We start from the raw sequence: 26,123 nt of genomic DNA, 5'->3' as shown, positions 1-26,123 counted from the left end.
ATCAGTCTCCCGCCGGGCCACCGCCGCCGCCAGTGACGCCATGTCATGGGTGCACCCATGACGAACATCAGGGAGAAGAGCTGACGAAATCGCACTGCACAGCGACCGCCCCGATGGGCGACTGTGGCTCTGCACGCGGCGCCGCCCCGGTACCGCGTCCCCGACTCGGCGCCGTGCGGCCGCTTTCGGCGGCCGGACGCGCACCCCAGCGAATGAGAGAGGCGCCACCGATGTACGCAGAGCTCCAGGCCTTCACCGACTCCCTCCCGCCCGCGGTGCAGTGGATCGCGGTGATCGGACTGGGCGTGATCCCCTTCATCGAGTCGTACACGGGCTCGGTGATCGGCGTCGTGGCCGGCCTCCCGCCGGTGGTCGCCATCCCTGCGGCCATCCTCGGGAACGTGGCCTCGATGCTGGTGGCGGTCTACACGTCCCACGGGATCCGCTCCCGGGTGCGCGGTTCCCGCCCCGACCGGCCGCTCTCGCCCCGCCGCGCGAAGCTCAAGCAGCGCTTCGACCGCTTCGGCGTCGCCGGGGTGGCCCTTCTGGGCCCGCTGGCCCTGCCGAGCCAGATCACCTCGGCGGCCACCGTCTCCTTCGGCGCGTCCCGCAACGCGGTGATCTTCTGGCAGACGGTCTCGATCATCCTCTGGGGAGTCGCGCTGGGCGGCCTCGCCGCCGTCGGCGTCACGTTCGCCGGCTGAGCCCCGACGTGCGCGGCGAGGGCCGCCGGGGCCGGTCACCCGAAGGCGGCCAGCGCGGCCGCCGTCAGCGCGAGCGCGGCGTAGACCGCGGCCGCCGCCCGCAGGCCGAAGCGCAGCAGGTCGTGCTCGCGGACCGCGTCCCTCCCGCCGTCCGGCCCGTCTCCCCGCCCTTCGGCCCGCTCCCCCGCCACCGCGAGGACCAGCATGATCATCGGCAGCGCCGTGAACACCGCGTGGCCCGCCGCGCTGTTCTGCAGGGCCGCGCCCCAGGCCTCCAGGCCGGGCACCCCCTGGGCCAGGCGCTCCTGCAGCGGCATCATCAGCGCGTTCCCGCCGACGTTCGACCCCGTGACGAAGCCGCTGAGCATGCCGAGCGCCGGGACGGCGAGCACGACGGCGGGCGCGGGCGCTCCGGCGACCGCACTGCCCAGGGCGCCGGCCATGCCGCTGTCGGCCATCACCCTGCTGAGCACGACGAATCCGGACAGCGCAGCCAGGGGCCGCCCGACGCGCACCAGCGCGGCCCGGGCGTCCGCGCGGTGCGGCCTCCCCCGGTCCAAGAGCAGGGCGCCCAGCAGCAGCGGCGGCCCCGGCGACGACAGGAGCGCGAACTCCACGCCTCCCACCTGGAGGGCGAGGGGCGGCACTCCGGCGGCCGTCGCCGCCCGCGCGAGGGCGATGCCGCCGAGGACGAGCCCGTAGGCGTACACGACGTCGCGCGGCGGCAGCAGGGCCGCGGCCCCTTCGCCACCGCCGGTCCGGAGCCGGAGCGCGGCGCACACGGCGAGCCCGGCGGCCGTGGTCGCCAGCCCGGCCAGCACCCCCGCCGGCTGGACCACCCCGAGGTGGTTGAGCACCAGCAGCGCCCCCGACAGCGTCGCACCGGCCGCCGCCGCGACCGCCGCGGCGCGCACGCGCCGCCGGGGGCGGGCCAGCAGCGCCGCCCACACGGTGACCAGCGGGAAGACCAGGGCGCTGGTGACCGCCGAGGCGGCCCCCAGGGTGGACGCCGGTTCCCCGACCAGGGCGGCGCCGATGACGGTGGCCAGGCCCAGCGTCCCCCACGGCATGATGTTCATGCCGAGCATGGCCTGGCGCAGCGCGGTCGGCGGCGGCGCCAGGGCGAGCAGCACGGGCACGGTGACCAGCAGGGACACCCCGAACCCGGTGAGCGCTTCGACGGTGGGCGCGATCCCGGCCACGACCAGGGCGGCCTTCGCCGGTCCCGGGAGGGGGAGGGCTCTCACCCACGCCTGCAGCGACCGGTGCACCCCGCGCCGGGTGAGCACCTGGCTCAGGTACACCCCTGGCACCATGACCGCGGCCGCGTTGAGGACGAGGAGTGCGGCCTCGGCGGCGCTGGTCCCCAGCGTGCCGGCGGGCAGCGCGAAGTCCGGCACCGCCCACACGGCCGCCGCGGCCACCGCGACGCCCGCGGCCGCCGCCCAGTGCGCGGGGCGGCGCAGCCAGGTGATGGTTCCCAGCGCCACGGCCAGCGGGGCCACCGCCAACGCCCACAGCATCGCTCCGCCGCCTCCCGTCCATCGGTGCTCTCGGCCGTGTCCGCCCCTCCGGCTCCTGGGGGGCACGCCCGCCGAGCATGGTGGCGGAGCCGGGCGTCACCGGTCTTGAACGAAAGTCGCGACGAAGGGGGCATCGGGGCCCGGACGGCCCCCCCTACGTCTTCGCTTTGAGAAGGCGCGGATATACGGAGGTGCTCCGCGTTGACGCTTCTATGTCAAGCGGCCAACGAGAGTGCTTGTTGCTCGCGGGCCGTGCGCGCGGCCTTGTCGGCGCGCATGGCCCGGAACACCTGCCGCACCAGCTTGCGCTTGAGCACCCGGTAGGCCCCCCGGCGGCCCTTGACGGCCTCCCGGGAGCGCACGAACTCCCTCACCTCGGCGTCCGGGCCGGTCTGAAGTTCTGCGTTTTTGGCGTGAGAGCGGGCGGCTGGGCAGGTACCCCGCTTCAGGGCCCCGGCCGGGCGGCGGGTGGCCGGGGTGCGGGGCGGCGACGGCCAGAGCCTGGCGGTTCCCCGGCCCTGCCTGCCGTCCGTCCGGCCCCTCGCGGTCCGGGTGGGCGGCGCGGCCGGGTGGGTGCGTGGTCGCCCGCGCTCGTTGCGGCCGTCGGCCCGGTATGCCCCTGCGCGGCGATGATCTCGACAAGGGTGCTGTCAAAACCGCCGGAATGGCAGCACTTCTGTCGAGATCATCGCCGAGGGGGGCGGCCCGGCCCTCCTCAGGCGCGCATGGCGCCGGGGGTGACGCCGAAGTAGCGCTTGCACACCCGTGTCAGGTGCGCCTGGTCGGAGAAGCCCGTCGCGGCGGCGACCTCGGCCGGGCGGTGGCCGGACAGCAGCAGGCGGCGGGCGCGGTTGGCGCGCAGCCGCAGCAGGTAGGCGTGCGGCGGCAGGCCGTACGCCTCGCGGAACGCGGCGATGAGCGAGGCGCGGGGCATCCCCGCCGCCGCGCTCAGTTCGGCGACGGTGACGGACTCGGTCCACCGGTCGTGCAGGACCTGGCGGGCCAGGTCCGGGCCGCGCCGCACGTCCCGGCCCGGGGCGCCCCCGTGTGCCCGGCCGCTGCGCGCGTGGCGGCGCAGCACCGCCTCCAGGCCGCCGAGCAGCAGCGATTCGGCGGTCAGGGCGTCGGCGGCCCGCTCCTGCCCGCGGTGGACGCGGCGCAGCCGGGCGAACAGCCCGGGATCGGAGACGGCCGTCTCGGGGAACCAGACGTCGCCGGTCCCCAGGTGCTCTCGGGCCAGCTCCTCGACCATGCCGGTATCGAAGTAGAACATCCGGTACCGCCAGCCTGCGTCGCCCGCCGCGAAGCCGGTGTGCACCTGGCCGGGGTTGAGGACCACGAGCTGCCCCGCCGGGATGACGACCGTGCCGCCGGACATGTGCAGCCCTTCGGCGCCCTGCTCGATGACGCCGACGGAGAGCTGTTCATGGCTGTGCCGGTCGAAGGCGAAGCGCCGGAACCGGGCGGCGAGGAGTTCGACCTGCCCGCTCCCGGCGGCGGTCCACAGCCGCGCGTGCTCGCCTCCCGTCTCCACGGTCGCATGTTCGCAGACGGCTCCCAGGGGGACCACGGGAGACCCCGCGGTTCCGATGGTCTGACGGGCCGACACGCCGAACCCCCGGGGGGACGCCCGCCGGTCAGCGCGCCAGGACCGCCGCGAGCTCGTCGGGGTTCTGCAGGGCGATCATGTGGGGCGCCCCGGGGATGACCGTGTACTCGGCCCCGGGGATGTCGTCGGCGATGGTCCGCACCTCGTCGGCCGGGACGGACAGGTCAGCTCCGCCCGCCACGACACGGGTCGGCGCGGTGATCTCCGCCAGACGGGCGCGGGTGTCCACGGTGGCCAGCGCGCGCAGGTTCGCGGCCCAGTCCGCCGGTGCCATGCGCGCGATCCGGTCGCGTGCGTACCGGACGGCCCAGGGGTTCTCCGCCAGCGTCTCCGGGGTGAACCAGCGCGCCAGGGTCGGGGCGATCTGCGCGGCCATGCCGTCGGCCTCGCCGCTGCGGGCCCGCCCTTCGAACGCCTCCTTCGGGTCGGCGACGGCGGCCAGCAGGTCCAGGCGCGCCACCCGCCCCGGGTGGTCGAGGGCGAACGTCTGGGCGACGGCCCCGCCCAGCGACAGCCCGGCCACCTGGGCGGCGGGCACCTCCAGCCGGTCGAGCAGGGCGGCCAGGTCGCCGGCGTGGCCGTGGAGGGTGGAGGGCGGCGGGGCGTCGGCGGCCCTGCCGTGGCCCCGCAGGTCGGGGACGATGACGCGGCGGTCGGCGGGCAGCAGGTCCAGGACGCGGCTCCACATCCGCCGGTCGAGGGCGAGCGCGTGCAGCAGGACGAGGGGCTCGCGCCGCTCCGCCCCTTCGGCCGGGCGGTCGGTGACGCGGGTGGTGTGGTCGCCGAGGTCGACGTCGTGCTCGGGCGGCACACGGGTCAGGCCCATCGCCCCGACCGCCTGGAGGACCCGGGGGAAGCCGACGTAGGGCACCAGGTGGTGCACGAGCAGGGCGATCTCGGAGTCGTCGACGCCGGCGTTGCGCGCGGCGGCGGTGTGCACGGCGAGCTGCGGCCCGGTGTCGCCGAGGGCGATCAGGGCGGCGAGGGTGGCGATCTCGCGTTCGGCGCGCCCCAGGCCGCTCTCGCTGAGGACGTCGGCGAACCCGGCGGCCATGGCGTCGGCGGTGCGGGGTGCGACCGCGTCCAGGGCGTCCAGGGCCTCGGGGCGCCCTCCCAGCAGGGCGGCCATCTCGCGGGCGGCGCGGGCGGGGATCTCAGCGGGCATGCTCGGTCTCCTAGCGATCGCGGGCCGCCTGGACGGTGTCGGGACCGTTCCGGCTGACAGCTCGGAGACTAGTGCACGGGGCCGCGGGCGGACCGGGTCGACACCGGGGGCACGGCCCTGTCGCTCCTCAGGCGTGCAGGCGCCGCCGCACGGCCTTCGGGTACCGGACGGTGAAGACGACCGGGACCGCGAAGGCGGCCGCCTTGATGGCGATGACGAGCGCCGTCGCGTACGGGTCGAGGTAGAGCACGACGGCCAGGGCGGCCGCGGCGGCGGTGAAGCACACCGCCCAGAATCGGGTGATCACCGTGTTCAGGGCGCGGAAGGCGGCGGTGCCGTGGACCTCCTCGGGCGCCATGGTCCGGGCGATGCCGAGCGTGAAGGGGGTGCGCAGGGCCAGCGACCCCCAGGCCATGAGCGCCAGGGCCGCGTTCAGCAGGGCGGGCCCGTAGCGGGGCAGCTCGGAGTCGGGCCACAGGAGCGAGTAGAGGACGACGAGGGAGAAGAAGACGGCGGCCGTGGTCTCGACCAGGGTCTCGTCCCACCCCCGGCCCTGGGCCCGGTCCCAGGCGATGAGGACCAGGGCGGCCCCGAGGCCGACGAGCCCGCCCCACCGCCACTCGTCGCCGGTGGCGACGAAGCCGTAGGCGATCCACGGCAGGAATCCGATCAGTCCGCGCATTCCCCACACTCCTCTGACGGCACCCCGGAAAAATAGACCGTCCACTGTGACATGTCAAAATGGAGTGTGGGGCGTACGGGGAACCGCGGTCGCACCGCCCGTGGGACGACGTCCCCGCGGGGACCATCCGAGTCATCCGGCCGGGAACGCCCGCCGTTCGTCGGCCCCGCACCGTGGTACGCACGGCGCGGCCCGGCGCCGCGCCTCTCGGCTCAGCCCTCTCCGGGGACCAGGACGGCGGCTCCAGTGACCGCCCCCGCGGCCAAGGCCTCCAGCGCCTCGTCCGCCCGCGACATCGGGTACCGCTCGGTCTCCACCCGGATGCCGTTGGCAATCGCGAAGTCCAGGAACGCCCTGCCGTCCGCCCTCGTGTTCGCCGTGACGCTCCGCAGCGTCCGCTCCTGGAACAGGTGCCCCTGGTAGTTGAGCGCCGGGACGTCCGACAGGTGGATCCCCGCCACCGCCAGCGTCCCCCCGCGGTCCAGCGACTCCAGCGCCTTGGGCACCAGCTCCCCCGCGGGCGCGAACAGGACTGCCGAGTCCAGCAGCTCGGGCGGCCCCTCGTCCGGGGGCGACGCCGACGCGCACCCCAGCTCCGCGGCCAGCCGCCGCGCGCGTGCGGACCGGGTCACGACGTGCACCGCCGCCCCTTTGGCGACCGCCACCTGCGCGGCCAGGTGGGCCGACGCGCCGAAGCCGTAGATCCCCACGCGCGCGCCGTCGGGCGGCTCGGACCGCTCCAGCGCGCGGTAGCCGATGATGCCCGCGCACAGCAGCGGCGCCAGCGCCACCGGGTCGGCGTCGCCGGGCAGCCGGTAGGCGTACCGGTCGTCGACCACCGCGTACTCGGCGTACCCGCCGTCGGCGTCCCAGCCGGTGTACCGCGACGACGGGCAGAGGTTCTCCGCCCCGCGCGCGCAGTACCGGCACCGCCCGCACGTCCCGCGCAGCCAGGCGATGCCGACCCGCTCCCCTTCTTCGCGCGGCCGGGCGTGCGGCCCCCACGCGGCCACCCGGCCCACCGCCTCGTGCCCGGGGACCGTGCTGGGGCGGCGCGGCAGCAGGTCGCCCTCGGCCAGGTGCAGGTCGGTCCGGCACACCGCGCACGCCTCGATGCGCACCAGCAACTCGCGGCCGACCGGCTCGGGCACCGGCAGCCGCGCGGGGTGCAGGGGCCGCTGGGAGAGGGGACCCGGCCGGTCGACCACCCAGGCGTCCATGGTGTCGGGAATCGTCGGCGCCATCGCGCTGCCCCCGTTCCTGGTCCCGTGCCCGCCACCGGGCCTGACTCCCACTGTCGGGCAGGCGGGGACGGTGTGTCGAGGGCGGGCGCGGGTGGACGCCTGTGGGCCGCCGCGCGCGGCGGCGGGAGGCCGACGGCTGGTCAGCCGTTGAAGGCCTTCTGCAGCTCCGCGATGTCGAGCCTCTTCATCTTCATCATCGCGTCGGTGACGCGCTGCACGCGCGCGGTGTCCGGGTCGCCCATCATCTCCAGGAACGCCTTGGGGATGACCTGCCAGGAGACGCCGAACCTGTCCTTGAGCCAGCCGCAGGGGCCCTCTTCGCCGCCGTCGGCGGTCAGCCGGTCCCAGTAGTAGTCGACCTCGTCCTGGTCGTCGCAGTGGATCTGGAAGGACACCGCCTCGTTGAAGGTGAACTCCGGGCCGCCGTTCAGGGCGACGAACTTCTCGCCCCTGATCGTGAAGTCGACGAGCAGCTCGTCGGCGGGCGGCGAGGGCAGCCCCTCCGGCTGGGCGATGGCCGACCCGATGGAGGAGTCGGGGAAGACCGAGGTGTAGAACTCCGCCGCTTCTCGTGCCCGCCCGTTGAACCACAGGCAGGTGGTGAGTCCGTCGCTGGACATACCGTCCCCCTCAAGGGCCGGTGCGCACCCTGTGTGCGCGCTCAGGGATAGGACCCGGCCGGGCGCCGGAACTCATCGGTCCGGCGCCCGGCCGATCGGCACCGGTCCGCCGCGGATCACTCCTCGGCGGGCAGGACGCTCCCGGTCACCTCGCCGAACCCGATGACCGTCCCGTCCGGGCCCGGCGCCGTCGCGCTGATGGCGACCGTGTCCCCGTCCTCCAGGAACGCGCGCTCGGACCCGTCGGGCAGCTTCAAGGGCTCCTTCCCGCCCCACGTCAGCTCCAGCAGGCACCCGCGCTGCCCCCGCACGGGGCCGCTGACGGTGCCCGAGGCGAACATGTCGCCCGTGCGCACCGAGGCGCCGTTGACGGTCATGTGCGCGAGCTGCTGGGCGGCGGTCCAGTACATCTCGGCGAACGGCGGGCGGGAGACCACGTGCCCGTTGATCCGCACCTCCAGCGCCAGGTCCAGCCCCCACGGCTCGTCCTTGGCGTCGCGCAGGTACTCCAGCGGCTCCGGGTCGCGCTCGGGGGGCTCGACGCGCGCCGCCTCCAGCGCCTGCAGCGGCACCACCCACGGGGAGACCGAGGTGGCGAACGACTTGCCCAGGAACGGCCCCAGCGGGACGTACTCCCAGGCCTGCAGGTCGCGCGCGGACCAGTCGTTGACCAGGAACACCCCGAACACGTGGTCGGCGAAGCCGCCGACGGGCACGCGCGCGCCGCGCCGGCTCGGGGCGCCGACCACGAACCCCACCTCGGCCTCGATGTCCAGGCGCCGCGAGGGACCGAAGACGGGGGCGGGGTCGTCCGGCCCCTTGCGCTGGCCGCACGGGCGCACGACGGGCGCCCCCGAGGGGACGACCGTCCCGGCGCGCCCGTGGTATCCGATGGGCAGGTGCTTCCAGTTGGGGGTCAGGGGCTCGGAGTCGGGCCGGAAGATGCGCCCGACGTTGGTGGCGTGGTGCTCGGAGGAGTAGAAGTCGACGTAGTCGCCGACGGTGAAGGGCATGTGCATGCGCACGCGGTCGCGCCCGATGAGGTGGGGGCGGACGTCCGCCTCGCGCGCGGGGTCGGTGAGCCAGCGCAGCACGGTGGCGCGCACCTGCTCCCACACGGGCCGCCCGGCGGCCAGCAGGCCGTCCAGGGAGGGGCCGGAGACCGCGTCGGCGAACGGGGACCCGGCCGCCCGGGCCGCCGCCCCCAGGTCGAGCACGTGCGTGCCGACGGCCACCCCCGCCCGCGGGCCGGGGCCGCCGGGTTCGCTGAACACCCCGTAGGGCAGGTTGTGCAGGCCGAACGGTGAGTCCGGCGCGATGTCGAGCCAGCTTTGGGGCACCTCGTGGTCCTCCTGGTGTCGTCGGGTCGGGGCGGCGCCCGCCGGACCGGGGGTCGTCGGGTCGGGGCGCCGCCCGGGTCAGGCGTCGTCGGCCGGGGTGCCGGGCGGCAGTCCCAGCGCTTCCAGGTCCTCCAGGGGCTCGTCCACGCTGCAGGTGCCGAACCCGGTGAAGGCGGCGCGCACCGCCCGCGACCGGTGTTCGTCGGCCAGGACCGTGCGCGCCTCTCGGGCGAGGGTCTTCCCGTCGCGCTCGCCGAGCACTCCCTCGGCGCCGGTGATGTGTGCTCCGCGCAGCAGTGCGTCCGCGGCGAGCAGCACGTTCAGGAAGCCGTGGTGCTCGAATCCGGTGCCGGCGCCGGTGTGGCGGACGGCGTTGTGCAGTCCGGCCGTGCACTTGAAGGGGACCTGCGCGTCGACGGCGGCGGCGATGCGCGCGGCCAGCTCGGCCTCCGAGGGGAAGGCGTCGGCGGCGGTTCCGCCGGTGCGGAACTTGGCGCGGTGTCCGGCCCCGGCCAGGGCCGCCATCGCCGGTGCAGGGTCGGCCCCGCGCGGCACCTCCACGTACCCGAGGGCCCCTTCGGGCAGGTGCTCGGTGAGCGCCTGGGCGGCCGTGCGCACGGCCGCCACCGGGTCCGCGCCTCCGGCGGGGGCGCTCGCCGGGACGGCGGCCGCTTCGGCCCCGACGACGCGCACCCCCGGCATCCGCCGCGCGCGCTGCAGGGCGGGGCCGACGGCCGCCGGACCCCCGGGGACCGTGATGGTGATCTCCAGCGCCTCGGCGGGCCCGGCCCGGCCCGCCGACTCCCCCGCCTCTTCTGCGAGCACGGCCTCCAGGTCTCCGAGCCAGGCGTCGGCGACGATGAACGGCCCCACGTAGTCGGCGCTGGGCCCCTGCCGAAGCGCGCGGTGGCGCGGCACCGCGCGCTCCATGGGGGCGTTGCCGGGCGGGAACAGCGCGGCGTCGTCGAGCATGCGGGCGAACAGCGGGGGCGCGCTCATCCCCGCGGCCCCCGGCCGGCCCATGTCCAGGCGTAGGAGGGGTCCTCAGCGGCGGTCCCGCCCTCGCCCAGGTCCAGCGGGCGGAAGGTGTCGACCATGACCGCCAGCTCGTCGAAGGCCTGCACGCCGACGCTGCGCTCGTAGGCGCCGGGCTGGGGGCCGTGCGAGTGGCCGCCGGGGTGCAGCGACACCGACCCCTGGCCGATGCCCGAGCCCTTGCGGGCCTCGTAGTCCCCGCCGCAGTAGAACATCACCTCGTCGGAGTCGACGTTGGAGTGGTAGTAGGGCACCGGGACCGACTCGGGGTGGTAGTCGACCTTGCGCGGCACGAAGTTGCAGACCACGAAGTTGTGGCCCTCGAAGACCTGGTGGACGGGCGGCGGCTGGTGGACGCGGCCGGTGATGGGCTGGAAGTCGGCGACGTTGAAGGCGTAGGGGTACAGGCAGCCGTCCCACCCGACGACGTCGAAGGGGTGCTGCGGGTAGGTGTAGCGGGTCCCCGCGATGCCGCCGGGCCCGTTGCCGCGGTGCTTGATGAGCACGTCCACGTCGGTGCCTTCGAGGAGCAGTGGGCCCTCGGGGCCGCGCAGGTCGCGTTCGCAGTAGGGCGCGTGCTCAAGGAACTGGCCGTAGCGCGACAGGTAGCGCTTGGGCGGCGCGATGTGGCTGTTGGCCTCGATGGCGTAGGCCCGCAGCGGCTCCTCGCCCTCGGGGAGCCAGCGGTGCGTGGTCCCCCGGGGGATGACGATGTAGTCGCCTTGGGCCGCCTGGAGTTCGCCGAAGACGGTCTGCACGGTGGCGCGCCCCGACTCCACGTACACGCACTCGTCCCCGATGGAGTTGCGGTACAGCTCGGAGGGGGCCCCGGCGGCCACGTAGGAGATGCGCACGTCGTCGTTGCCCAGGACGAGCCTGCGGCCGGTGACGGTGTCGGTGTTCTTCCACTCGTCGCCGAACAGGTCGTGCAGTTTCAGGTGGCGCGGGGCCAGAGGGGCGTTGGAGGTGCGCGTCTGGTCGGGCACCTCCCACACCCGGGCGTCGACGATGGCCGACGGGATGTTGCGGTGGTACAGCAGCGAGGAGTCGGAGGAGAAGCCCTCCTCGCCCATCAGCTCCTCGTAGTACAGGCCTCCGTCGGGGTTGGGGTGCCGCGTGTGCCGCGTGCGCGGCACCTCACCCGCTCGCCGGTAGTACGCCATCGGTGGTCTCCTCTCTGAGTGCGTGGGGGGCGGCCGCGCCTGCGCGGCCGCCCAGGGCGGTGCGCACGGCGGCGGCGATCGCCGCGGGGTCGGAGGCGTCGGCCACGGCCGCGATGTGGGCGTCGGGCCGCAGCAGCCAGGCCTCGCCCGGGCGCGGCTCCAGTGCGCGTTCCAGGGCGCCGTCGGTGTCGATGTCGGTGATGCGGTAGGCCGCCGCGGGGGCGGGCGCGGCGGCCCGGGCGGCGGCGAGGACGGCCCCGGGGTCGGCGGCGGCGCCGAGCAGGAGGGTGAGGCCTTCGCGCGCCAGGGGGCGCAGCCGTTCGATGTCGGGGCGGCCGGGGACGGTGACCGGCGCGTCGGGGACGAGCACCCCCGGGCAGGGCTCGGGCGCGCTCCCCCGGGGCGGGCGTCCGCCGAAGACGCGCTCGGGGTGGGGGGTGGTGAGCGGTGAGTCGGTGTACCAGAAGGGCTCGGCCAGGCGGCCGGAGTCGACCTCCTCGCGGGCGTGCGGATCGGTGAGGGCGCGCCGCAGCACGCTCTCGCGGTGCGCCGCCTCCGCGGGGCCGGGCGGGACCAGGAACCGCATGGTGGCGGAGGTGACGTCGGCGTTCTCCCTGGCCGCGGCGCCGCGCTCGCGGACGTAGCTGTCCAGCAGCGCCTCCTCCTCGCCCCAGCCGCGCAGGGCGAAGGCGATCTTCCAGGCGGCGTTCTCGGCGTCCTGCACGCCGGAGTTGAGCCCGCGGGCGCCGAAGGGGGCCACCAGGTGGGCGCTGTCCCCGGCCAGCAGCACCCGGCCGGCGCGCATGCGGTCGGCCACCCGGGTGTGGAACCGGTAGACAGAGCGCCACACGACCTCGTAGGGGCGGTCGCCGATGATCTGCCGCACGCGCCGGTCCAGCCCGCCGTCGGCCTCCTCGCGCTCCAGGTCGAAGTCGGGCGGCACCTGCCAGTCGATCCGGTAGACCGATCCGGGGCAGGGGTGGATGAGCACCTGGCGGCCGGGGTTCCATGCGGGGTCGAAGTAGAAGCGGCGCTCGCGCTCCCAGCCGGGCAGGTCGGCGCGGATGTCGCAGATGAGGAAGCGGTCCTCGAAGCTGCTGCCGCGCAGGTCGGCGCCGAGGGCGCGGCGCACCGCGGTGCCGTGGGCGCCGGTGCAGGCCACCGCGTAGGAGCCGCGCAGCCGCACCGTGCCCTCGGGGGTCGCGCACACGGCGGTGACCCCGTCCGCGTCCTGCTCGACGGCGGTGACGTCGTGGCCCCAGCGCACCGGGACGCCCGCGCGCTCCAGGGCGCCGTCGAGGATCTCCTCGGTACGGGCCTGGGAGATGTTGACGAACGGCGGCAGCGGGCTGGCGCCGCGGTCGCGCAGGCGCACCGCGAACAGTTCGTCGCTCCGGTAGAAGGTGCGGGCGGTGTCCCAGGTCAGGCCCTCGTCGGCGACGGCTCCGGCGCCCGCGGTCTCCCAGATGTCCAGGACGTCGCGCTGCTGGACGATGGCCTTGGAGCCGACCGGGTCGCGTTCGGGGCGCCGGTCGAGCAGGACCGCCTCCAGGCCCCAGTGGGCCAGCAGGAGCGCGGCGGTCTGCCCGACGGGTCCGGCGCCGAGGACGAGCACGGGCGCGCCCGTGCACGGGGGGTGGTGTCGGTTCGGCATGGGGGGCCGCCTCCGGATGCTCCTCGGGTGTCAGTCCTGCAGCTGGGCCCAGACCTCGCGGTCCCGCTCGGCGGTCCAGACGACCGGCCGCTCGATCCCGGAGAGCTCGTCCCACAGCCGGGAGACGTCGAAGGGCAGGCAGTGCTCGAAGATGGGCCAGTGGCCGTAGTCGGGGGCCAGGGCGGCGTGGGCGGCCTCGAAGGCCTCCTTGAGGGTGCCCCCGCGCGCGTGCACCGCGCCGACCCGGTCGAGCATGGTGGTGAGGAAGGCGCGGGTCTGCCCGACGGCGGCGTCGACGGCCGCGCGGCCCCGGGTGACCGGGCCGCGTCCGCCGATGAGCATCTCGGCGCCGTAGGCGACGACGCGGTCGAGGGTGGCTCCCGCCCAGTCGCGGTGGAAGGCGTCGCCGGTGTACAGGGCCGCCTCGGCCTCGACCAGGTCGCCCGCGTACAGGATGCGGTGGCGGGGCAGCCAGGCGACGATGTCGCCCTCGGTGTGGCCGCGCCCGACGTGCTCCAGGACGAGCTCGCCGCGGTCGCCGCCCAGGTCGATGGTCATCCGGTCGGCGAAGGTGACGGTGGGCCAGGTGAGTCCGGGGACCGACCCGGGGTCCTTGGCCAGGCGCGGCATGCGGGCGAACTCGCTGGCCCAGTCCTCCTTGCCGCGCTCGGCGATGAGGTGGCGGGTCTTCTCGTGGGCGACGATGGCGTCGGCGCCGAAGGCGCTCGCGCCGAGCACGCGCACCGCGTGGTAGTGCGAGAGCACGAGGTAGCGGATGGGCTTGTCGGTGTGCTCGCGCAGCCGGGCCAGCCATTCCCTGGCCGCGGTGGGGGTGGCCATCGCCTCGAAGCAGACGAGGAAGTCCTCGCCCTCGATCGCGCCGATGTTGGGGTCGCCCTGGGCGGTGAGCGCGTAGACGCCGTCGGCGAGGACCTCGAGGGTCTGCTCCTTGTCCTCCAGGTCGGCCGATGACGCGAACGGCTTGGCCATTGCGGGTCCTCCTGTCCGGGGCCGCGTTCTGTGCGGCCGGGGTCGCGGCGGTGGGGCGCGGATCACGCCTGCGACCCAAGGTGGCACCCGTCACACCCATAGGTAAAGCACAAGAACCCGAGGTGCATCATTGGCCCGCCTTATGTAGCGGGGTCCGGGCCGCGGCCGGTGCGACCGGCCGCGACGAGGCGATTCGGGCACGCGACGCGGGGATTGCGGCCGCGCCGCCGCTTCGAACGGACCACCACTCTGTGCGAGCATCACACCACTTTCAGCGACGAATGGGAAGGGGCGGGCATGGCCACGGCGATCACGGGGGCGACGGGCTTCCTCGGACTGCACCTGCTGGAGCACATCGCGGCCGACGGAGGGGGCAGGGGCTCCGGGGAGGTGCTGCTGCTCACGCGCCGCTCCCGCGAGGACGCGCTCGGCCTCGTCTCCCGGCACCTGGAGGCCCGGGGGTTCGACACGCCGGCGATCGGGCGCGCACTGGGGCGGATGGAGGCGGTGCACGCGGACGTCACCCTGCCGCGCCTGGGGCTCACGGACGACGATCACGCGGAGCTGGCCGACCGCATCGACGAGATGTGGCACTGCGCGGGCGACACGACGCTCTCCGACGACGCCGATCACGTGCACGGCATCAATGTGGAGGGAACGCGCAACGTCCTCGCCCTTCTGGACCGCAGCGCGCGCACACCGGCCCTGCGCCACGCGAGCACGGTGGCGGTGGCGGGCGCCAGGGGCGAAGGGGTGATCGGGGACGACGACCTCGACGACTCCTACGGGTTCCACACCCCCTACGAGCGGTCCAAGTACGACGCCGAGGTGCTGGTGCGCGAGTGGGCCGCACGCACCGGAGGGTCGGCGGTCGTGTTCCGGCCGAGCATCCTGGTGACGGATCGGCCCGCCTACCCGGGGCGGCCGGTGAACATGCTGGAGCAGCTTCAGCACACCATCGGCACGGTGCACGCCACCCTCGCCGGCTCCCTGCGCGGGCGGGAGGTCCCCGTGGCCGTGGCGACCACCGTGCACATGGTCCCGGTGGAGGACGCTGCGCACGCCATGGCGGCGGCCGCCCCGCGCCTCACCGGGACGGGCGTGCGCTCCTGCAATGTGGTGACGCGCAGGGGCACGAGCCTGTTCGAGGCGGCGGGCGTGCTCGCCGAGCCCTTCGGGATCCGCGTGGTGCCCGGCGACTCCAGCATCCCCGCCGACGTGGCCGGGGCGGTCGCGGACAAGTTCCGGGGGCTGGTCGGCCATGAGAACCACACCCGGCGCTTCAGCGACGCGGCACTGCACGCGCTCGGCCTGCGACTGCCGTCCTCACGGCGCGTGGACACCGCCTATCTCCGGCGCGCTCTCCTGAACGGCGTGAAGGGCGCCCCTGCCTGACAGCCGGTCCGACGCACCCGACCGCCGCGATCGGCCCGGACCGCGCCCCGGGATTCGGACACGGCACATGAGCGATTGCGGTCTCTCCTCGCTTTTTCCGCTTAATTACTCTGTGCAATTCTTCCGTCGCTATGCGCGACGACGCCGTGCGCCGTCGCCGCCCCCGAGTGACGAGGAACAAGACGTGAGCGTGACCGGATACGCCGGACAGGCGGTCGCGGTGGTCGGCGCGGGATGCCGGCTGCCGGGCGGCATCGACGGGCTCGACGCCCTGTGGCAGGCCCTGGAGGACGGACGCGACCTGGTGGGCCGTGTCCCCGAGGACCGGTTCGACACCGCCCGCTTCGTGGACGAGTCGGCGCCCCGGCCGGGCAAGAGCTACACCGCCGCCGGGGCCTTCCTGGACGACATCGCCTCCTTCGACGCCGACTACTTCGGCATCTCCCCCCGGGAGGCCGCCCCCATGGACCCGCAGCACCGGCTGCTGCTGGAGATGACGGCCGAGGCCCTGGACGACGCGGCGATCGCCCCCTCCCGGCTGGCGGGCACGGACACCGGGGTGTTCATCGGGATCTCCGACTCCTCCTACGGCGCCCTGCAGATGTCGTCGAACCAGCGGATCGGGCCCTACACCGCGCCCGGCGGCGCCCACTCGATCGCCGCCAACCGCGTGTCCCACGCCTTCGACCTGCACGGGCCCAGCATGGCCGTGGACACGGCCTGCTCGTCCTCGCTGATCGCCCTGGAGCGCGCGTGCCGCCAGGTGGCGGCGGAGGGCGGCACCGCCCTGGCGGGTGGGGTGAACCTGCTCCTGAGCCCGCACGTGTTCGTGGCCTTCTCCCAGGCGTCCATGCTCTCCCCTGCGGGGCGGTGCGCCGCCTTCTCGGCGAACGCCGACGGCTTCGTGCGGGCCGAGGGCGGCGGGATGGTCGTCCTGAAGCGCCTGGAGGACGCGCGCGCCGACGGCGACCGGGTGCACGCCGTCCTGGTCGGCTGGGGCGCCAACAGCGACGGCCACACCGCCGGGCTGGCGCTGCCCAGTCCGGAGGCCCAGGAGGAGCTGCTCCGCTCCGTCTACGACCGCTCCGGGACCGATCCCGCCGGCCTGGTCTACATGGAGGCGCACGGGACCGGAACACCCGTCGGCGACCCCTCGGAGTGCGCGGCGATCGGCCGCGCGCTGGGGCGGAGCCGCCCCCGTCCCCTGCCCATCGGCTCGGTCAAGTCCAACCTGGGCCACCTGGAGCCCGCCTCAGGCATGGCGGGGCTGTTCAAGGCCATGCTGGTGCTGCGGCACCGTCGTATCCCCGCGTCCCTGCACGCATCCCCGCTCAACCCCGACATCGACTTCCAGGGGCTCGGCCTGGCGCCCGCGGTGGAGCCGCTGGACGTGGCCGTGCCGGACGGCGGGCCCGCGCTGGCGGGGGTGAACTCCTTCGGGTTCGGCGGCGCTAACGCCCACGTCGTGGTCGCCGAGCCGCCCTCCGCCACCGTCTCCCGCACGCCTGTGCGCGCGGCCACCGGCCACACCGCTTCCGCCTCCCCCATCGCCGAAGCGGGCGCCGTCCCGGAGAGCGCCGACGAGCACGGTGCCGCCGAGCCCTCCGCGCCGCTCCCCGTGGTCGTCTCCGCCCGGACGCCCGAGGCGCTCGCCGAGGCCGTCGAGCGCACGGCCCAACGGCTGGAGTCGGCCGACCCCGCCGAGTTCTACGACCTCGCCTACACCTCCGCCGTGCGCAGGGGCGCCCACCCGTTCCGTGTCGCCGTCCGAGCAGAGGAGCCGCGCCGGGCCGCCCGGCTGCTCCGCGCGGCCGACACCGCCGCCGCGTCCCCCGCCGCCGACGACGGCAGGGTCGCCTTCGTCTTCTGCGGCAACGGCTCGCAGTGGGCCGGGATGGGCGCCGACCTCCTCCACCGCGACCCCGTGTTCACCGAGGCGGTCCACGAGGCGGACGCCGCCCTGGCCCCCCACCTGGAGTGGTCGGTCGCAAAGGAGATGGCCCTACCGCCGGACCAGTGGCGGCTGGAGCGCACCGAGGTCGCCCAGCCCCTCCTCTTCGCCGTGCAGGTGGGCCTGGACCGCATGCTCCGCGCCCAGGGGATCCGCCCCTCCGCCGTGGTCGGGCACAGCGTGGGCGAGGTCGCCGCCGCCTGGGCGTGCGGCGCCCTGACGCTGGAGCAGGCGGCGCGCGTGGTCGCCGCCCGGGGCCTGGCCCAGGCGCCCACCGCCGGTTCCGGCCGCATGGCCGCGGCCGCCCTCTCCCCCGACCAGGCGGAGGAAGTTCTGGCCGGGCGGCCCGGGCTGGAGGTCGCCGGGATCAACAGCGCCGGGGACGTCACCCTCGCGGGCGACGCGGCCCGCCTGGCCGAGCTCGGCGAGGAGTTGGAGCGCCGCGGCGTCTTCTTCCGCATGCTCGACCTCGATTACGCCTTCCACAGCTCGGCCATGGACACCGCGCGTGAGCCCCTGCTCGCCGCGTTGGAGGGCCTCGCGCCGTTCGCCCCCGAGATCCCCTTGGCCTCCACGGTCACCGGCGCCCTGGTCGAGGACGCCGCGACGGACGCCGGTCACTGGTGGCGAGGCGTGCGGGACCCGGTCCTTTTCGGCCCGGCCACCGAGCGGCTGCGCGACACCGGCATCGGGGTCTTCGTCGAGGTCGGCCCGCACCCGGTGCTGCGCTCCTACCTGCGCCGCACCCTGAACGGCGACCGGACCCGCCGCGCCGTCCGCGCCACCCTCGACCGGGACGTGCCCGGCCCACAGGCCATGGAGGCGGCCGTCGGCGGGATCATCGCCGCCGGTGCCGACGTGGACCGGCGTGCGCACTTCCCCCGGCCGGGCCGGGTGGCCGACCTGCCCGCCTACCCGTGGCAGCGGGCACGGCACTGGCAGGGCGGGCGCGACCAGTGGGCCGCCGTCCCGGCGGGCCCGGTCGAGCACCCGCTGCTGGGCCAGCGCCTGCCCGCCGCCGCCCCGGCCTGGGAGGGGCCGATCGAGCCCGCGATGGCGCCCTGGATCGGCGACCACCGGCTCGGCGGGACCGTGGTCTTCCCCGGGGCGGGGTACATCGAGATGGGCCTGGCGGCCGGGAAGGGCGCGCTCGGCGGGCCGGTGGAGGCCGACGGGTGGGAGTTCACGCGGGCCCTGCCCATCGACTGGGCCCGGGCCGGCGACGTCCACGTGCAGACGTCGCTGTCGCTGCGCGACGGAACCGTCGACATCACGAGCACCGACCGCCCGGGCGGCGAGCCCCGGCTGCACGCGCGCGGACGCGTGCGCCGCCTGGTCGGGTGGGCGCCCGAGCCGATGGACCTGGAGGCGGCCCGGGAGCGGTGCCCGAACGCATCCGGCCCTGAGGAGGTGTACCGGCGGTTCACGGCGATCGGCCTGAACTACGGGCCCGCGTTCCGGCCGCTGACCGGGACCTGGATCGGGCCGGGAGAGGTCCTGGCCTCCTACAGCACCGGCTCCTCCCTGGACGGGCTGGTGCTCCCTCCGGTGATCCTCGACGCCTGCCTGCAGGCCGGGCTCCCCATGGCGGAGGGTCTGTTGGAGCACGATGCCCTCTTCCTGCCGGTGAAGATGGCCTCGGTCAAGGTCTGGCGCGCCCCGGAGGCCCAGGGCTGGGTCCACGTCCTGCACCGGACGCGGAGCGCCGAGGAGCCGTGCTGGGACATGCTCGTGACCGACTCCGAGGGGCGGGTCTGCGCCGAGATCGAGGGCGCCCGGCTGCGGAGGCTCTCCGGCCACGGCCCACGGCAGCTGAGCGTTCAGCGCACGGTGCTCAAGGCCGCTCCCCTGCCGGATGCTCCGCACGGCGCCGACGGGTCCCCGCGCTCACCACTGCCGTCCCCGACGCAGGCGCTCGCGCACGCGGAGGACCGGCTCAGGCAGGTGCGCGAGGACTGGCCTCGGTGGGGGCACCCGCGCTTCACCGAGGACATGCAGGTGTTCCTGTCCCACGCGGTGGCCCGGTGGCTCACCGAGCTGGCGCCCGGGATTGCCGACGGCGGCGCGACCGCCGCCGAACTGGAGGCCGCCGGGGTGCGGGGCCACTTCCGCCGTTTCCTGGACCTGTGCCTGCCGACGGCGGAGGGCCGGGGGACCCTCTCCCGCACGGAGGATGGGCGCCTCAGGGCGCACACCTCGCCCGAGCGGTTCGACGCCGCGTTCCGCACCCTCGTCGAAGAGCATCCGGCCTACGCGAGCGCCGCGATGCTCGTCCAGCGCAACGCCGACGAGCTGGCGCCCATGGCGCGTGGCGAGACCGACCCCCTGGAGGTGTTCGCCGACGCCGGTGGCGGCGAGCTCGTGCGCCAGTTCTTCTCCACCAACCCGCCCATCGTGTTCTGCTACCGGCTGGCCCAGGCCCTGCTCGGCGGGGTCCTGGCCGGGCTTCCGCAGGACCGGCCCCTGCGGGTGCTCGAGATCGGCGCGGGCACCGCCGGTCTCACCGGGGCCCTGCTCCCCCTGCTCCCTGCGGGCCGCACCCTGTACACCGTCACCGACGCCTCGCCCTACTTCTTCGCCGCGGCCCAGAAGCAGTTGGCGGGGTACGACGGCGTCGATTACCGGGTCCTGGACCTGGACACCGACCCCGCCGAGCAGGGGTTCACGCCCGGCGCATACGACCTGGTGGTCGCGGGCAACGCGCTGCACACCGCCGAGGACATGGCCGCGGCCCTGCCCCGGGTGGCGTCGCTGCTGGCCCCGGACGGCCGGCTGCTGGCGGTCGAACAGCACGACGCGCTGGCACCCGCGCTGGGCTTCGCCGTCCTGGAGTCGTTCTGGGAGTCCGCCGACACCGGGCTGCGCCCCGACGGCGCGTTCCTCTCCCGCGGGCAGTGGGAGCCGCTGCTGCGCGAGGCCGGTTTCACCGACGTCGTGCAGGTCGGCGACGACGAGGGCCCCGATTCCGAGGCCTTCTCGGTGATCCTGGCGGCACGGGGAGCGGACGCGCCCGCCGCCGCGGCGCCGCCCGCCGCCCCGGCCCCCGAGGGCGTGCACGTGGTCGTCGCCGAGGCGGCCGACGAGCTGCCGACGGCCGAAGCGCTCGCCGGGATGTGCCCCCGGGGCCGTGCGGCGACGGCGCCCGCCGACGAGGAGGGGTGGTGGGCCCTGCTGGGCGGGGACGCGGCGGAGGCGACCGTCACCGTCCTGCTGTCGGCCCCCTCCCGCACCGGCGGCGGAGCGGACGGCGGGACGGAGAGCGGGGCACCCGATCCGGTCGCGTCCGCCGACCGCCGGGGCGCGCTGCTGCGCGGCCTGGTCGCGGCGCTGCCCGAGAGCACCGCCGACCGGGCTCTGGTCCTGGTCACCCGGCCCAGCGGAGTGCACCCCGCCCCGGAACGGTGCGACGAGCCGGCCGACGCCGCCGTGTGGGGGATGGCGCGCACGCTGTCCAATGAGCGGCCGGACCTGTCCGTCACCCGCATCAGCCTGGAGCGCGGCGGGGACCCCGGTGGCGACGCCCGCTGCCTGGGCGCCGAGCTGGCCGGACGTTCGGCGGAGGACGAGGTGGTCCTCACCCGGCAGGGGCGCTTCGTCCCCCGCGTCGTCGAGGACGCCCCGACCGTCCCCGCAGAGGACGCCGGGCCGGTCGCGCTCGCGCTGCGCGACATCGGGCTCAACTACCGGCTGGAGTGGGCCCGGACGGGCGGCACGGCCGTTCCCTCGGACCTGGCCCCGGGAACCGTCGCCATCGACGTCCGCGCCGGCGCGCTGAACTACCGGGACATCATGCGGGCCAGCGGCCTGCTCCCCGCCGAACTGGTGGAGGGCACCCACACCGAGCACGGCCTCGGCCTGGAGTGCGCCGGCACGGTCGCCGCGGTGGGGCCCGGCGTTCGGTCGGTCGCGCCCGGGGACCGCGTCATGGCGGTCGCCCCGCACAGCCTGGCCTCGCAGGTCGTCACCGTCGACCACGCGCTGTGCCCGATCCCCGAGGGAGTGTCCTTCGCCGAGGCGGCCACCATGCCGGTGGTGTACTGCACCGTCGACCACGCCCTGGGCGAGGTGGCGCGCCTGGGCGAGGGGGAGACGCTGCTCGTCCACGGGGGCGCGGGCGGCGTCGGGCTGGCGGCGATCCGGTACGCCCGCCTGTGCGGCGCCGAGGTGATCGCCACGGCGGGCTCGGAGGCCAAGCGGTCGCTGCTGCGCCGCCTGGGCGTGCGCCACGTGCTGGACTCGCGCAGTCTGGACTTCGCGCCGCAGGTGAGGGAGCTGACCGGCGGACGCGGCGTCGACGTGGTCCTGAACTCCCTGGCGGGTGAGGCGCTGCAGCGCAGCCTGGAGGTCGTGGCGCCGTTCGGGCGCTTCGTGGAGCTGGGCAAGCGCGACTTCGTGGAGAACAGTCCGCTGCCGATGCGGCCGCTGAGCGACAACGTCGCCTTCTTCGGGGTCGACCTGACCGGGCTGATCAACGATCCCCAGCGGTGCCGCCGGATGTTCGAACGGGTGGGGCGGCGCATCCACGACGGGGACTACCGGCCGCTGCCGCACACCGCCTACCCGGCCGCGCGGGCGCGGGAGGCGTTCACGCTGCTCCAGCACTCGCGCCATGTCGGCAAGGTGGTCGTCACCCACGACCCCCTCGACCCGCTGGGAGCGGTGCGGGACCACGCCGGGGCGCCCGCCGTCCTGCGGCCCGACGGGGCCTACCTGATCACCGGCGGGCTGGAGGGGCTCGGCGCGGCCACCGCCCGGCGGCTGGCCGTGCGCGGGGTGCGCCGCCTGGCTCTGGTCTCGCGCAGGGGCGCGTCGGCGCCGGGCGCCGACGCCCTCATCGAGGAGCTGGCCGGGCTGGGGGCGCGGGCCACCGCCCACGCCGCCGACTGTTCCGACGCCGCGGCCATGCGGGCGGTGCTGGAGGAGGTCGAGGCGGACGGGGCCGAGCTGCGCGGGGTGGTGCACGCGGCCATGTGCCTGGACGACGACGAGTTCGGCGAGCTCGGCGGCGGGCGGTTCGCCACCGCGCTGGTCCCCAAGATCGGTGGGGCGCGCGTGCTCGATGACCTCACCCGTGGGCGGGACCTCGACCTGTTCTGCGTCTACTCGTCGGAGGCGAGCCTGTTCGGGAGCATCCGGCAGGCGTCCTACAACGCCGCGAACGCTTATCTGGAGGCACTCGTCCGCGCCCGTCGCGCGCGCGGGGAGGCGGGGACCGCCGTCCAATGGGGGCAGATCTCGGACACCGGGTACGTCGCGCGCCACGGGCTGTCCCTCGTGTTGAGCAGGTTCGGGCTCGACCCGATCACCTCGGACGAGGCGTTCGGCGCCCTGGAGCGCCGGCACGGACACGACGTGTTCGGGGTGGCGCGGCTCAACACAGGCGAGCTCCGCCTGTCGATGCCGAAGGTGACCGGGTCGCCGCGGATGAGCGCGCTGGCCGGCGCGGCGAGTAAGGACGCCGCCTCGCTCCAGCAGCAGATCCTCGACCGGCTGGCCGGTCTGGACCCTGAACAGGCGCACCGGGCGCTCTCGGACCACCTGGCCAAGGTCCTGGGCGGGGTGATGCAGGTCGACCCCGAGCGGCTGGACCACCACCGCCGCTTGGACGAGTACGGCATGGACTCGCTGATGGCCACCGAGCTGTTGGCGACCTTCAACCATGAGTACGGGCTGGAGATCCCGCCGTTGGAGCTGCTGCGCAGCGGCGGGACCATCGCCGATCTGAGCCAGCTGATCCTGCTCCGGCTCGGACTCGCGGCGAAGGACCCGGACGCGGGCGCCGTGGCACAGAACGCGGACGCAGGCGGCGCGAACGGCGCTGACGCGGGCGGCGCGGACGACGACGGCGCGGAGGATGCAGCGGAGCGGGCCGAGACCACCGGACCGAACGCGAGCACCGAGCCCAGCGCGGTCGCGTCCGCCGGAACGGCGTAACCTCCGCCCACCGACGGCGGCACCGCTCCAGCTCGCACCATCCGGTCACGGCCCACGACGGCCACCGCGGGCGCGCACGACTGATAACATTCGGTCACTAGTTCATGACTTTATGTGCTGACCGAAAGGGGGCACCGTCGTGCCCGCCTCCGCTTCCCCGGCGGGCGGCGCGCCGTCCGCCGGGAGGACCGGCTGGGGGCGGTTCGCCGTCGTCCTTCTCGCCGCCCTCACCGCTGCCGCCGCCATGGCGTTCTGGACCGCCCGCGGGGGCGTCGCCGCGTCGCTCGCCGTCTCGGGGCACGTGTTCAAGGTGCGGGCCGACCGCCTGGAGGGCACCGGGTTCGCCCAGTACCCCGACACCGCCGCCACCGCCGACGGGGAGGTCCACCCCGTCGCCCTCACCGTGATCGACAGCGCCGAGCTGGAGGACCTGTGCCAGTCGGCGCTCGTCGACACCCCCGTCGGGCAGGCGACCTTCCTGGTCCGCGCGGGCGGGGACGGGAGGCCGGTGGAGGCCGAGCACATGGTGGTGGACATGCACCAGCTCACCGGGGACGCCGAGTTCGGTGACATCGAGATCGGCCGGGACGCCTCGACCCTGGTCAACGACTCGGGGCGGACCGGGGATCCCGGCGGGTTCGCGCTGCAGGGCCGCACCGTGAAGATCACCGGCCTGCGCCAGCGGGCGTACTCGGTCAACGCCGGGACCTTCACGCTGACCGGCCTCGAACTCGACCTGAAGCGCGGCGACCACGAGTGCTTCTGACCCCGGTATCCGCCCCGGCCCGCGCGCGACGGCGGCGCGGCCCCGACCGACCTCCCGGAGCGCGACGATGACCACCGGCGCCGACACGCGCGGCCGCACCGAGCGCCCCGGCCGGGGCCGCTTCCGCCGCTGGCGCCGGTCGCGTCCGTTCTGGGGCGGGCTGCTGGTGATGGCGGGCGGCACCGTGGTGGCGCTGGCCCCGCTCGCGCCCCTCCCGCTCATCTTCCAGCAGGGTGTCGCGGGGGTGTCGGGGTACACCGTGGGCCTGCTGATGGCGGCGGTCGGCGTGTTGAGCTGGGCGCAGCCGACACAGCGGGTGTTCTTCGGCCTCACGGCGGTGCTGCTGTCGCTGTTCTCGTTCCCCGCCTCCAACTTCGGCGGGTTCGGCGTCGGCATGCTGCTCGGCCTGACCGGCGGCGCGCTGCTCGCAGCGTGGATCCCGGGCCGGGGCGCCGACCACCCCGACTGACCGGCCCGGGGGCGTCAGGACGGTGTCCCTTTGAGGACACCGTCGGCGAATACCGCAGGTTCGCCGGACGGCGTCGGAGGCCGACGGAGCGGAGGCCCAGGCCCCAGTGCCATGGGAGCACCCGGGAAGTGACCGCCCCCGGAGGGCGGCCGGAGGCCGCCTCGCCGACGGACGGGTCGCTGGCCACGGCCTCGAAGGTGGGCCGCGCCGCGCCGGGACCCCTTCGCCTGCCTGGGCGGGGTCGCCCCGCTCCCGGCCTCCTCGGGCAACACCGTGCGCCACCGGCTCGACAGGCATTAAGGGAGTCACCGCTCCCAGGGGCACGACTCAGGGCTCCCGCCTGCGTGCGCGGAAGGCCGCGGCCTTGGTCCTGTTCTGGCAGGCCGTGGAGCAGAAGCGGCGCGTGCCGTTGCGCGAGGTGTCGGCGAACACGCGGTCGCACCGCTGCGCCGAGCACAGCCCCAGGCGCTCGGCCGAGGCACTGCCCAGGACGACGGCCAGCCCCGTCGCCATGGCGGCGGCCCAGCCCACCGCCCAGGGCGCGTCGATGGCGTGGAAGTGCAGGTGCCAGGGCTCGTCGCTGTGCCGGGCCAGCACCGGCATCGCGCCGGTGTCGGACATCAGGGCGTTGGCGGCCTCACAGGCCGCGTCCATGTCCCCGGCCTCCACCTCGGCGAAGACCCGGTACATGCGGCGGGCGAGGCCGCGCAGCTCCTCGACCTCCTCGGGGGCGGGGCGCTCGTGGGCGTACTGCCGTCCGGCCACGGCGAGCGCCCCGGCGAGTTCGGCCGCCTCGGCGGACCCGTCGTGGGGGCGGCCGCCGCGCTCCCCCGGGACCAGCAGGTTCACGGCGCGCACGGCCGCCTCCACCACACCGCTCATGTGACTGTCGAAATCCACTTGACCGGTCACTCCTCCGCACCGTACGTTCGTCACTGGCGAAAACGATATCGATGGTTATGGAGGACCCGTGACCGCAACCGACCAGAGCGCCCGCATCCCGGCCGACGCGGCTGCCGAGTGGATCGCGCGCTGGGACGCCCAGCAGGAGCGCTACATCCCCTTCCGCGAGGAGCGCTTCGCCGTGCACGCCGACGCCGTCGCCGCCGCGCTGGAGGGCGTGCGCGAACCCGTCGTCGTCGACCTGGGGTGCGGCCCGGGGTCGCTGACCGCGCGGCTCGCCGCCCGCCTCCCGGGCGCCTCGTTCATCGGCGTCGACGCCGACCCCCTGCTGCTGGGCCTCGCCGAGGCGCACTACGGGGACACCGCGCGCTGGGTCCGCGCCGACCTGGCCGACCCGTCCTGGATCGAGGCGCTGCCCCCGGTGGTGCACGCGGCCGTGTCCACCACGGCGCTGCACTGGATGGGGCGCGACGCCCTGGCCGCCCTGTACCGCTCGCTCGCCGAGCGCACCGCCCCCGGCGGCGTGTTCGCCAACGCCGACCACATGCCCCTGCCCGACGACCGCATGAACGCGCTCGCCGAGGCGGTGGCGCGCGGGCGCACCGGACGCGCCGGGGTCGGGGACCGTGAGGAGTGGGGGCAGTGGTGGGACGCCGCTCTCGCCGACGAGCGGCTCGCCCCAATCCGGGCAGACGAGCGGCCCACCCCGCAGACCACCGAGGACGCGCCCACGGGTGCCGCCGAGCACCACCACGGCAGCAACCTGCTGTCGGCCGCCGACCATGCGGAGCTGCTGCGCGAGGCCGGGTTCTCCTCGGCCGCGGTGCTGTGGCAGGCGGGCGACGACCACCTGGTGGCGGCGGTCCGCTGACACCGCCGCCCCCTCCTCGATGATCTCGACGAAAGTGCTGCCGAATCCGCCGGCGGTGTCAACTGGTGAGTGCAACTACGGGCCGGGCGCCGGGTCCGGGGCCAC

19 protein-coding genes are annotated in these 26,123 nt (G+C 75.3%); 6 read left to right on the top strand and 13 right to left on the bottom strand.

Going from position 1 to position 26,123, the window contains the following annotated elements; all coding sequences use genetic code 11:
* Window positions 1-230: 230 nt before the first annotated feature.
* Window positions 231-704 carry a hypothetical protein gene (locus tag O4J56_RS09715; RefSeq protein ID WP_270685308.1) on the top strand — a complete coding sequence of 158 codons (474 nt, stop codon included), beginning with the start codon at window positions 231-233 and terminating at the stop codon, window positions 702-704.
* Between the two features lie 35 nt (window positions 705-739).
* Here O4J56_RS09715 and O4J56_RS09710 read toward each other — a convergent pair whose 3' ends face one another.
* The 12 genes from O4J56_RS09710 to O4J56_RS09655 form a co-directional block, all read right to left on the bottom strand.
* Complete coding sequence (locus tag O4J56_RS09710) at window positions 740-2,227, bottom strand: L-lactate permease (RefSeq protein WP_270685306.1); 1,488 nt, start codon at window positions 2,225-2,227, stop codon at window positions 740-742.
* A gap of 215 nt (window positions 2,228-2,442) precedes the next feature.
* A complete protein-coding gene (locus tag O4J56_RS09705; RefSeq protein ID WP_270685304.1) occupies window positions 2,443-2,601 on the bottom strand; it encodes a hypothetical protein in 159 nt (52 codons plus the stop codon).
* 341 nt (window positions 2,602-2,942) lie between these two features.
* Window positions 2,943-3,761 (bottom strand): AraC family transcriptional regulator, encoded by an 819-nt coding sequence (locus tag O4J56_RS09700; RefSeq protein ID WP_270685303.1) that lies wholly within the window; start codon window positions 3,759-3,761, stop codon window positions 2,943-2,945.
* Between the two features lie 103 nt (window positions 3,762-3,864).
* Entirely contained in the window at window positions 3,865-5,001 is a 1,137-nt protein-coding gene (locus tag O4J56_RS09695) for an alpha/beta fold hydrolase (protein ID WP_270685302.1), read from the bottom strand.
* A 127-nt stretch (window positions 5,002-5,128) separates the two neighbouring features.
* On the bottom strand, window positions 5,129-5,683 hold the full coding sequence (locus O4J56_RS09690; protein WP_270685300.1) for a hypothetical protein: 555 nt from the start codon (window positions 5,681-5,683) through the stop codon (window positions 5,129-5,131).
* A 212-nt stretch (window positions 5,684-5,895) separates the two neighbouring features.
* The gene (locus tag O4J56_RS09685) at window positions 5,896-6,927 is read right to left on the bottom strand and encodes a zinc-binding alcohol dehydrogenase family protein (protein ID WP_270685298.1); all 1,032 of its coding nucleotides are present in this window, start codon (window positions 6,925-6,927) and stop codon (window positions 5,896-5,898) included.
* Window positions 6,928-7,067: 140 nt separating this feature from the next.
* Window positions 7,068-7,547 carry a VOC family protein gene (locus O4J56_RS09680; RefSeq protein ID WP_270685296.1) on the bottom strand — a complete coding sequence of 160 codons (480 nt, stop codon included), beginning with the start codon at window positions 7,545-7,547 and terminating at the stop codon, window positions 7,068-7,070.
* 116 nt (window positions 7,548-7,663) lie between these two features.
* On the bottom strand, window positions 7,664-8,887 hold the full coding sequence (gene fahA / locus O4J56_RS09675; protein ID WP_270685294.1) for a fumarylacetoacetase: 1,224 nt from the start codon (window positions 8,885-8,887) through the stop codon (window positions 7,664-7,666).
* A gap of 78 nt (window positions 8,888-8,965) precedes the next feature.
* Window positions 8,966-9,886, bottom strand: coding sequence for a hypothetical protein (locus O4J56_RS09670; protein WP_270685292.1), 921 nt, complete (start codon window positions 9,884-9,886; stop codon window positions 8,966-8,968).
* Window positions 9,883-11,085 carry a homogentisate 1,2-dioxygenase gene (locus tag O4J56_RS09665; RefSeq protein WP_270685290.1) on the bottom strand — a complete coding sequence of 401 codons (1,203 nt, stop codon included), beginning with the start codon at window positions 11,083-11,085 and terminating at the stop codon, window positions 9,883-9,885. Before O4J56_RS09665 ends, O4J56_RS09670 begins: the two co-directional genes overlap by 4 nt.
* Window positions 11,060-12,739, bottom strand: coding sequence for an FAD-dependent monooxygenase (locus O4J56_RS09660; RefSeq protein ID WP_270685288.1), 1,680 nt, complete (start codon window positions 12,737-12,739; stop codon window positions 11,060-11,062). Before O4J56_RS09660 ends, O4J56_RS09665 begins: the two co-directional genes overlap by 26 nt.
* A gap of 30 nt (window positions 12,740-12,769) precedes the next feature.
* Complete coding sequence (locus tag O4J56_RS09655; protein WP_270685286.1) at window positions 12,770-13,729, bottom strand: MBL fold metallo-hydrolase; 960 nt, start codon at window positions 13,727-13,729, stop codon at window positions 12,770-12,772.
* 297 nt (window positions 13,730-14,026) lie between these two features.
* On the opposite strand from O4J56_RS09655, the gene O4J56_RS09650 reads away from it, so the two are divergent.
* The 4 genes from O4J56_RS09650 (at window position 14,027) to O4J56_RS09635 (ending at window position 24,244) form a co-directional block, all read left to right on the top strand.
* The gene (locus O4J56_RS09650) at window positions 14,027-15,124 is read left to right on the top strand and encodes an SDR family oxidoreductase (RefSeq protein ID WP_270685284.1); all 1,098 of its coding nucleotides are present in this window, start codon (window positions 14,027-14,029) and stop codon (window positions 15,122-15,124) included.
* A 184-nt stretch (window positions 15,125-15,308) separates the two neighbouring features.
* Window positions 15,309-23,009: a type I polyketide synthase gene (locus tag O4J56_RS09645; protein ID WP_270685283.1), complete on the top strand. Its 7,701-nt coding sequence runs from the start codon at window positions 15,309-15,311 to the stop codon at window positions 23,007-23,009.
* A gap of 139 nt (window positions 23,010-23,148) precedes the next feature.
* Window positions 23,149-23,775: a DUF6230 family protein gene (locus O4J56_RS09640; RefSeq protein WP_270685281.1), complete on the top strand. Its 627-nt coding sequence runs from the start codon at window positions 23,149-23,151 to the stop codon at window positions 23,773-23,775.
* Window positions 23,776-23,842: 67 nt separating this feature from the next.
* The gene (locus O4J56_RS09635; protein WP_270685279.1) at window positions 23,843-24,244 is read left to right on the top strand and encodes a DUF6114 domain-containing protein; all 402 of its coding nucleotides are present in this window, start codon (window positions 23,843-23,845) and stop codon (window positions 24,242-24,244) included.
* Window positions 24,245-24,571: 327 nt separating this feature from the next.
* Here the strand turns inward: O4J56_RS09635 and O4J56_RS09630 are convergent, their stop codons facing one another.
* Window positions 24,572-25,144 carry a CGNR zinc finger domain-containing protein gene (locus tag O4J56_RS09630; protein ID WP_333563791.1) on the bottom strand — a complete coding sequence of 191 codons (573 nt, stop codon included), beginning with the start codon at window positions 25,142-25,144 and terminating at the stop codon, window positions 24,572-24,574.
* A gap of 70 nt (window positions 25,145-25,214) precedes the next feature.
* On the opposite strand from O4J56_RS09630, the gene O4J56_RS09625 reads away from it, so the two are divergent.
* Entirely contained in the window at window positions 25,215-26,018 is an 804-nt protein-coding gene (locus O4J56_RS09625) for a class I SAM-dependent methyltransferase (RefSeq protein ID WP_270685277.1), read from the top strand.
* The last annotated feature ends 105 nt before the right edge of the window (window positions 26,019-26,123 follow it).

The sequence above is a fragment of the Nocardiopsis endophytica genome (assembly GCF_027706725.1).
GTDB classification, from domain to species: domain Bacteria; phylum Actinomycetota; class Actinomycetes; order Streptosporangiales; family Streptosporangiaceae; genus Nocardiopsis_A; species Nocardiopsis_A endophytica.
The sequence above is the reverse complement of the archived record's forward strand: the minus strand, read 5'-3'. Positions and strand labels throughout refer to the sequence as shown.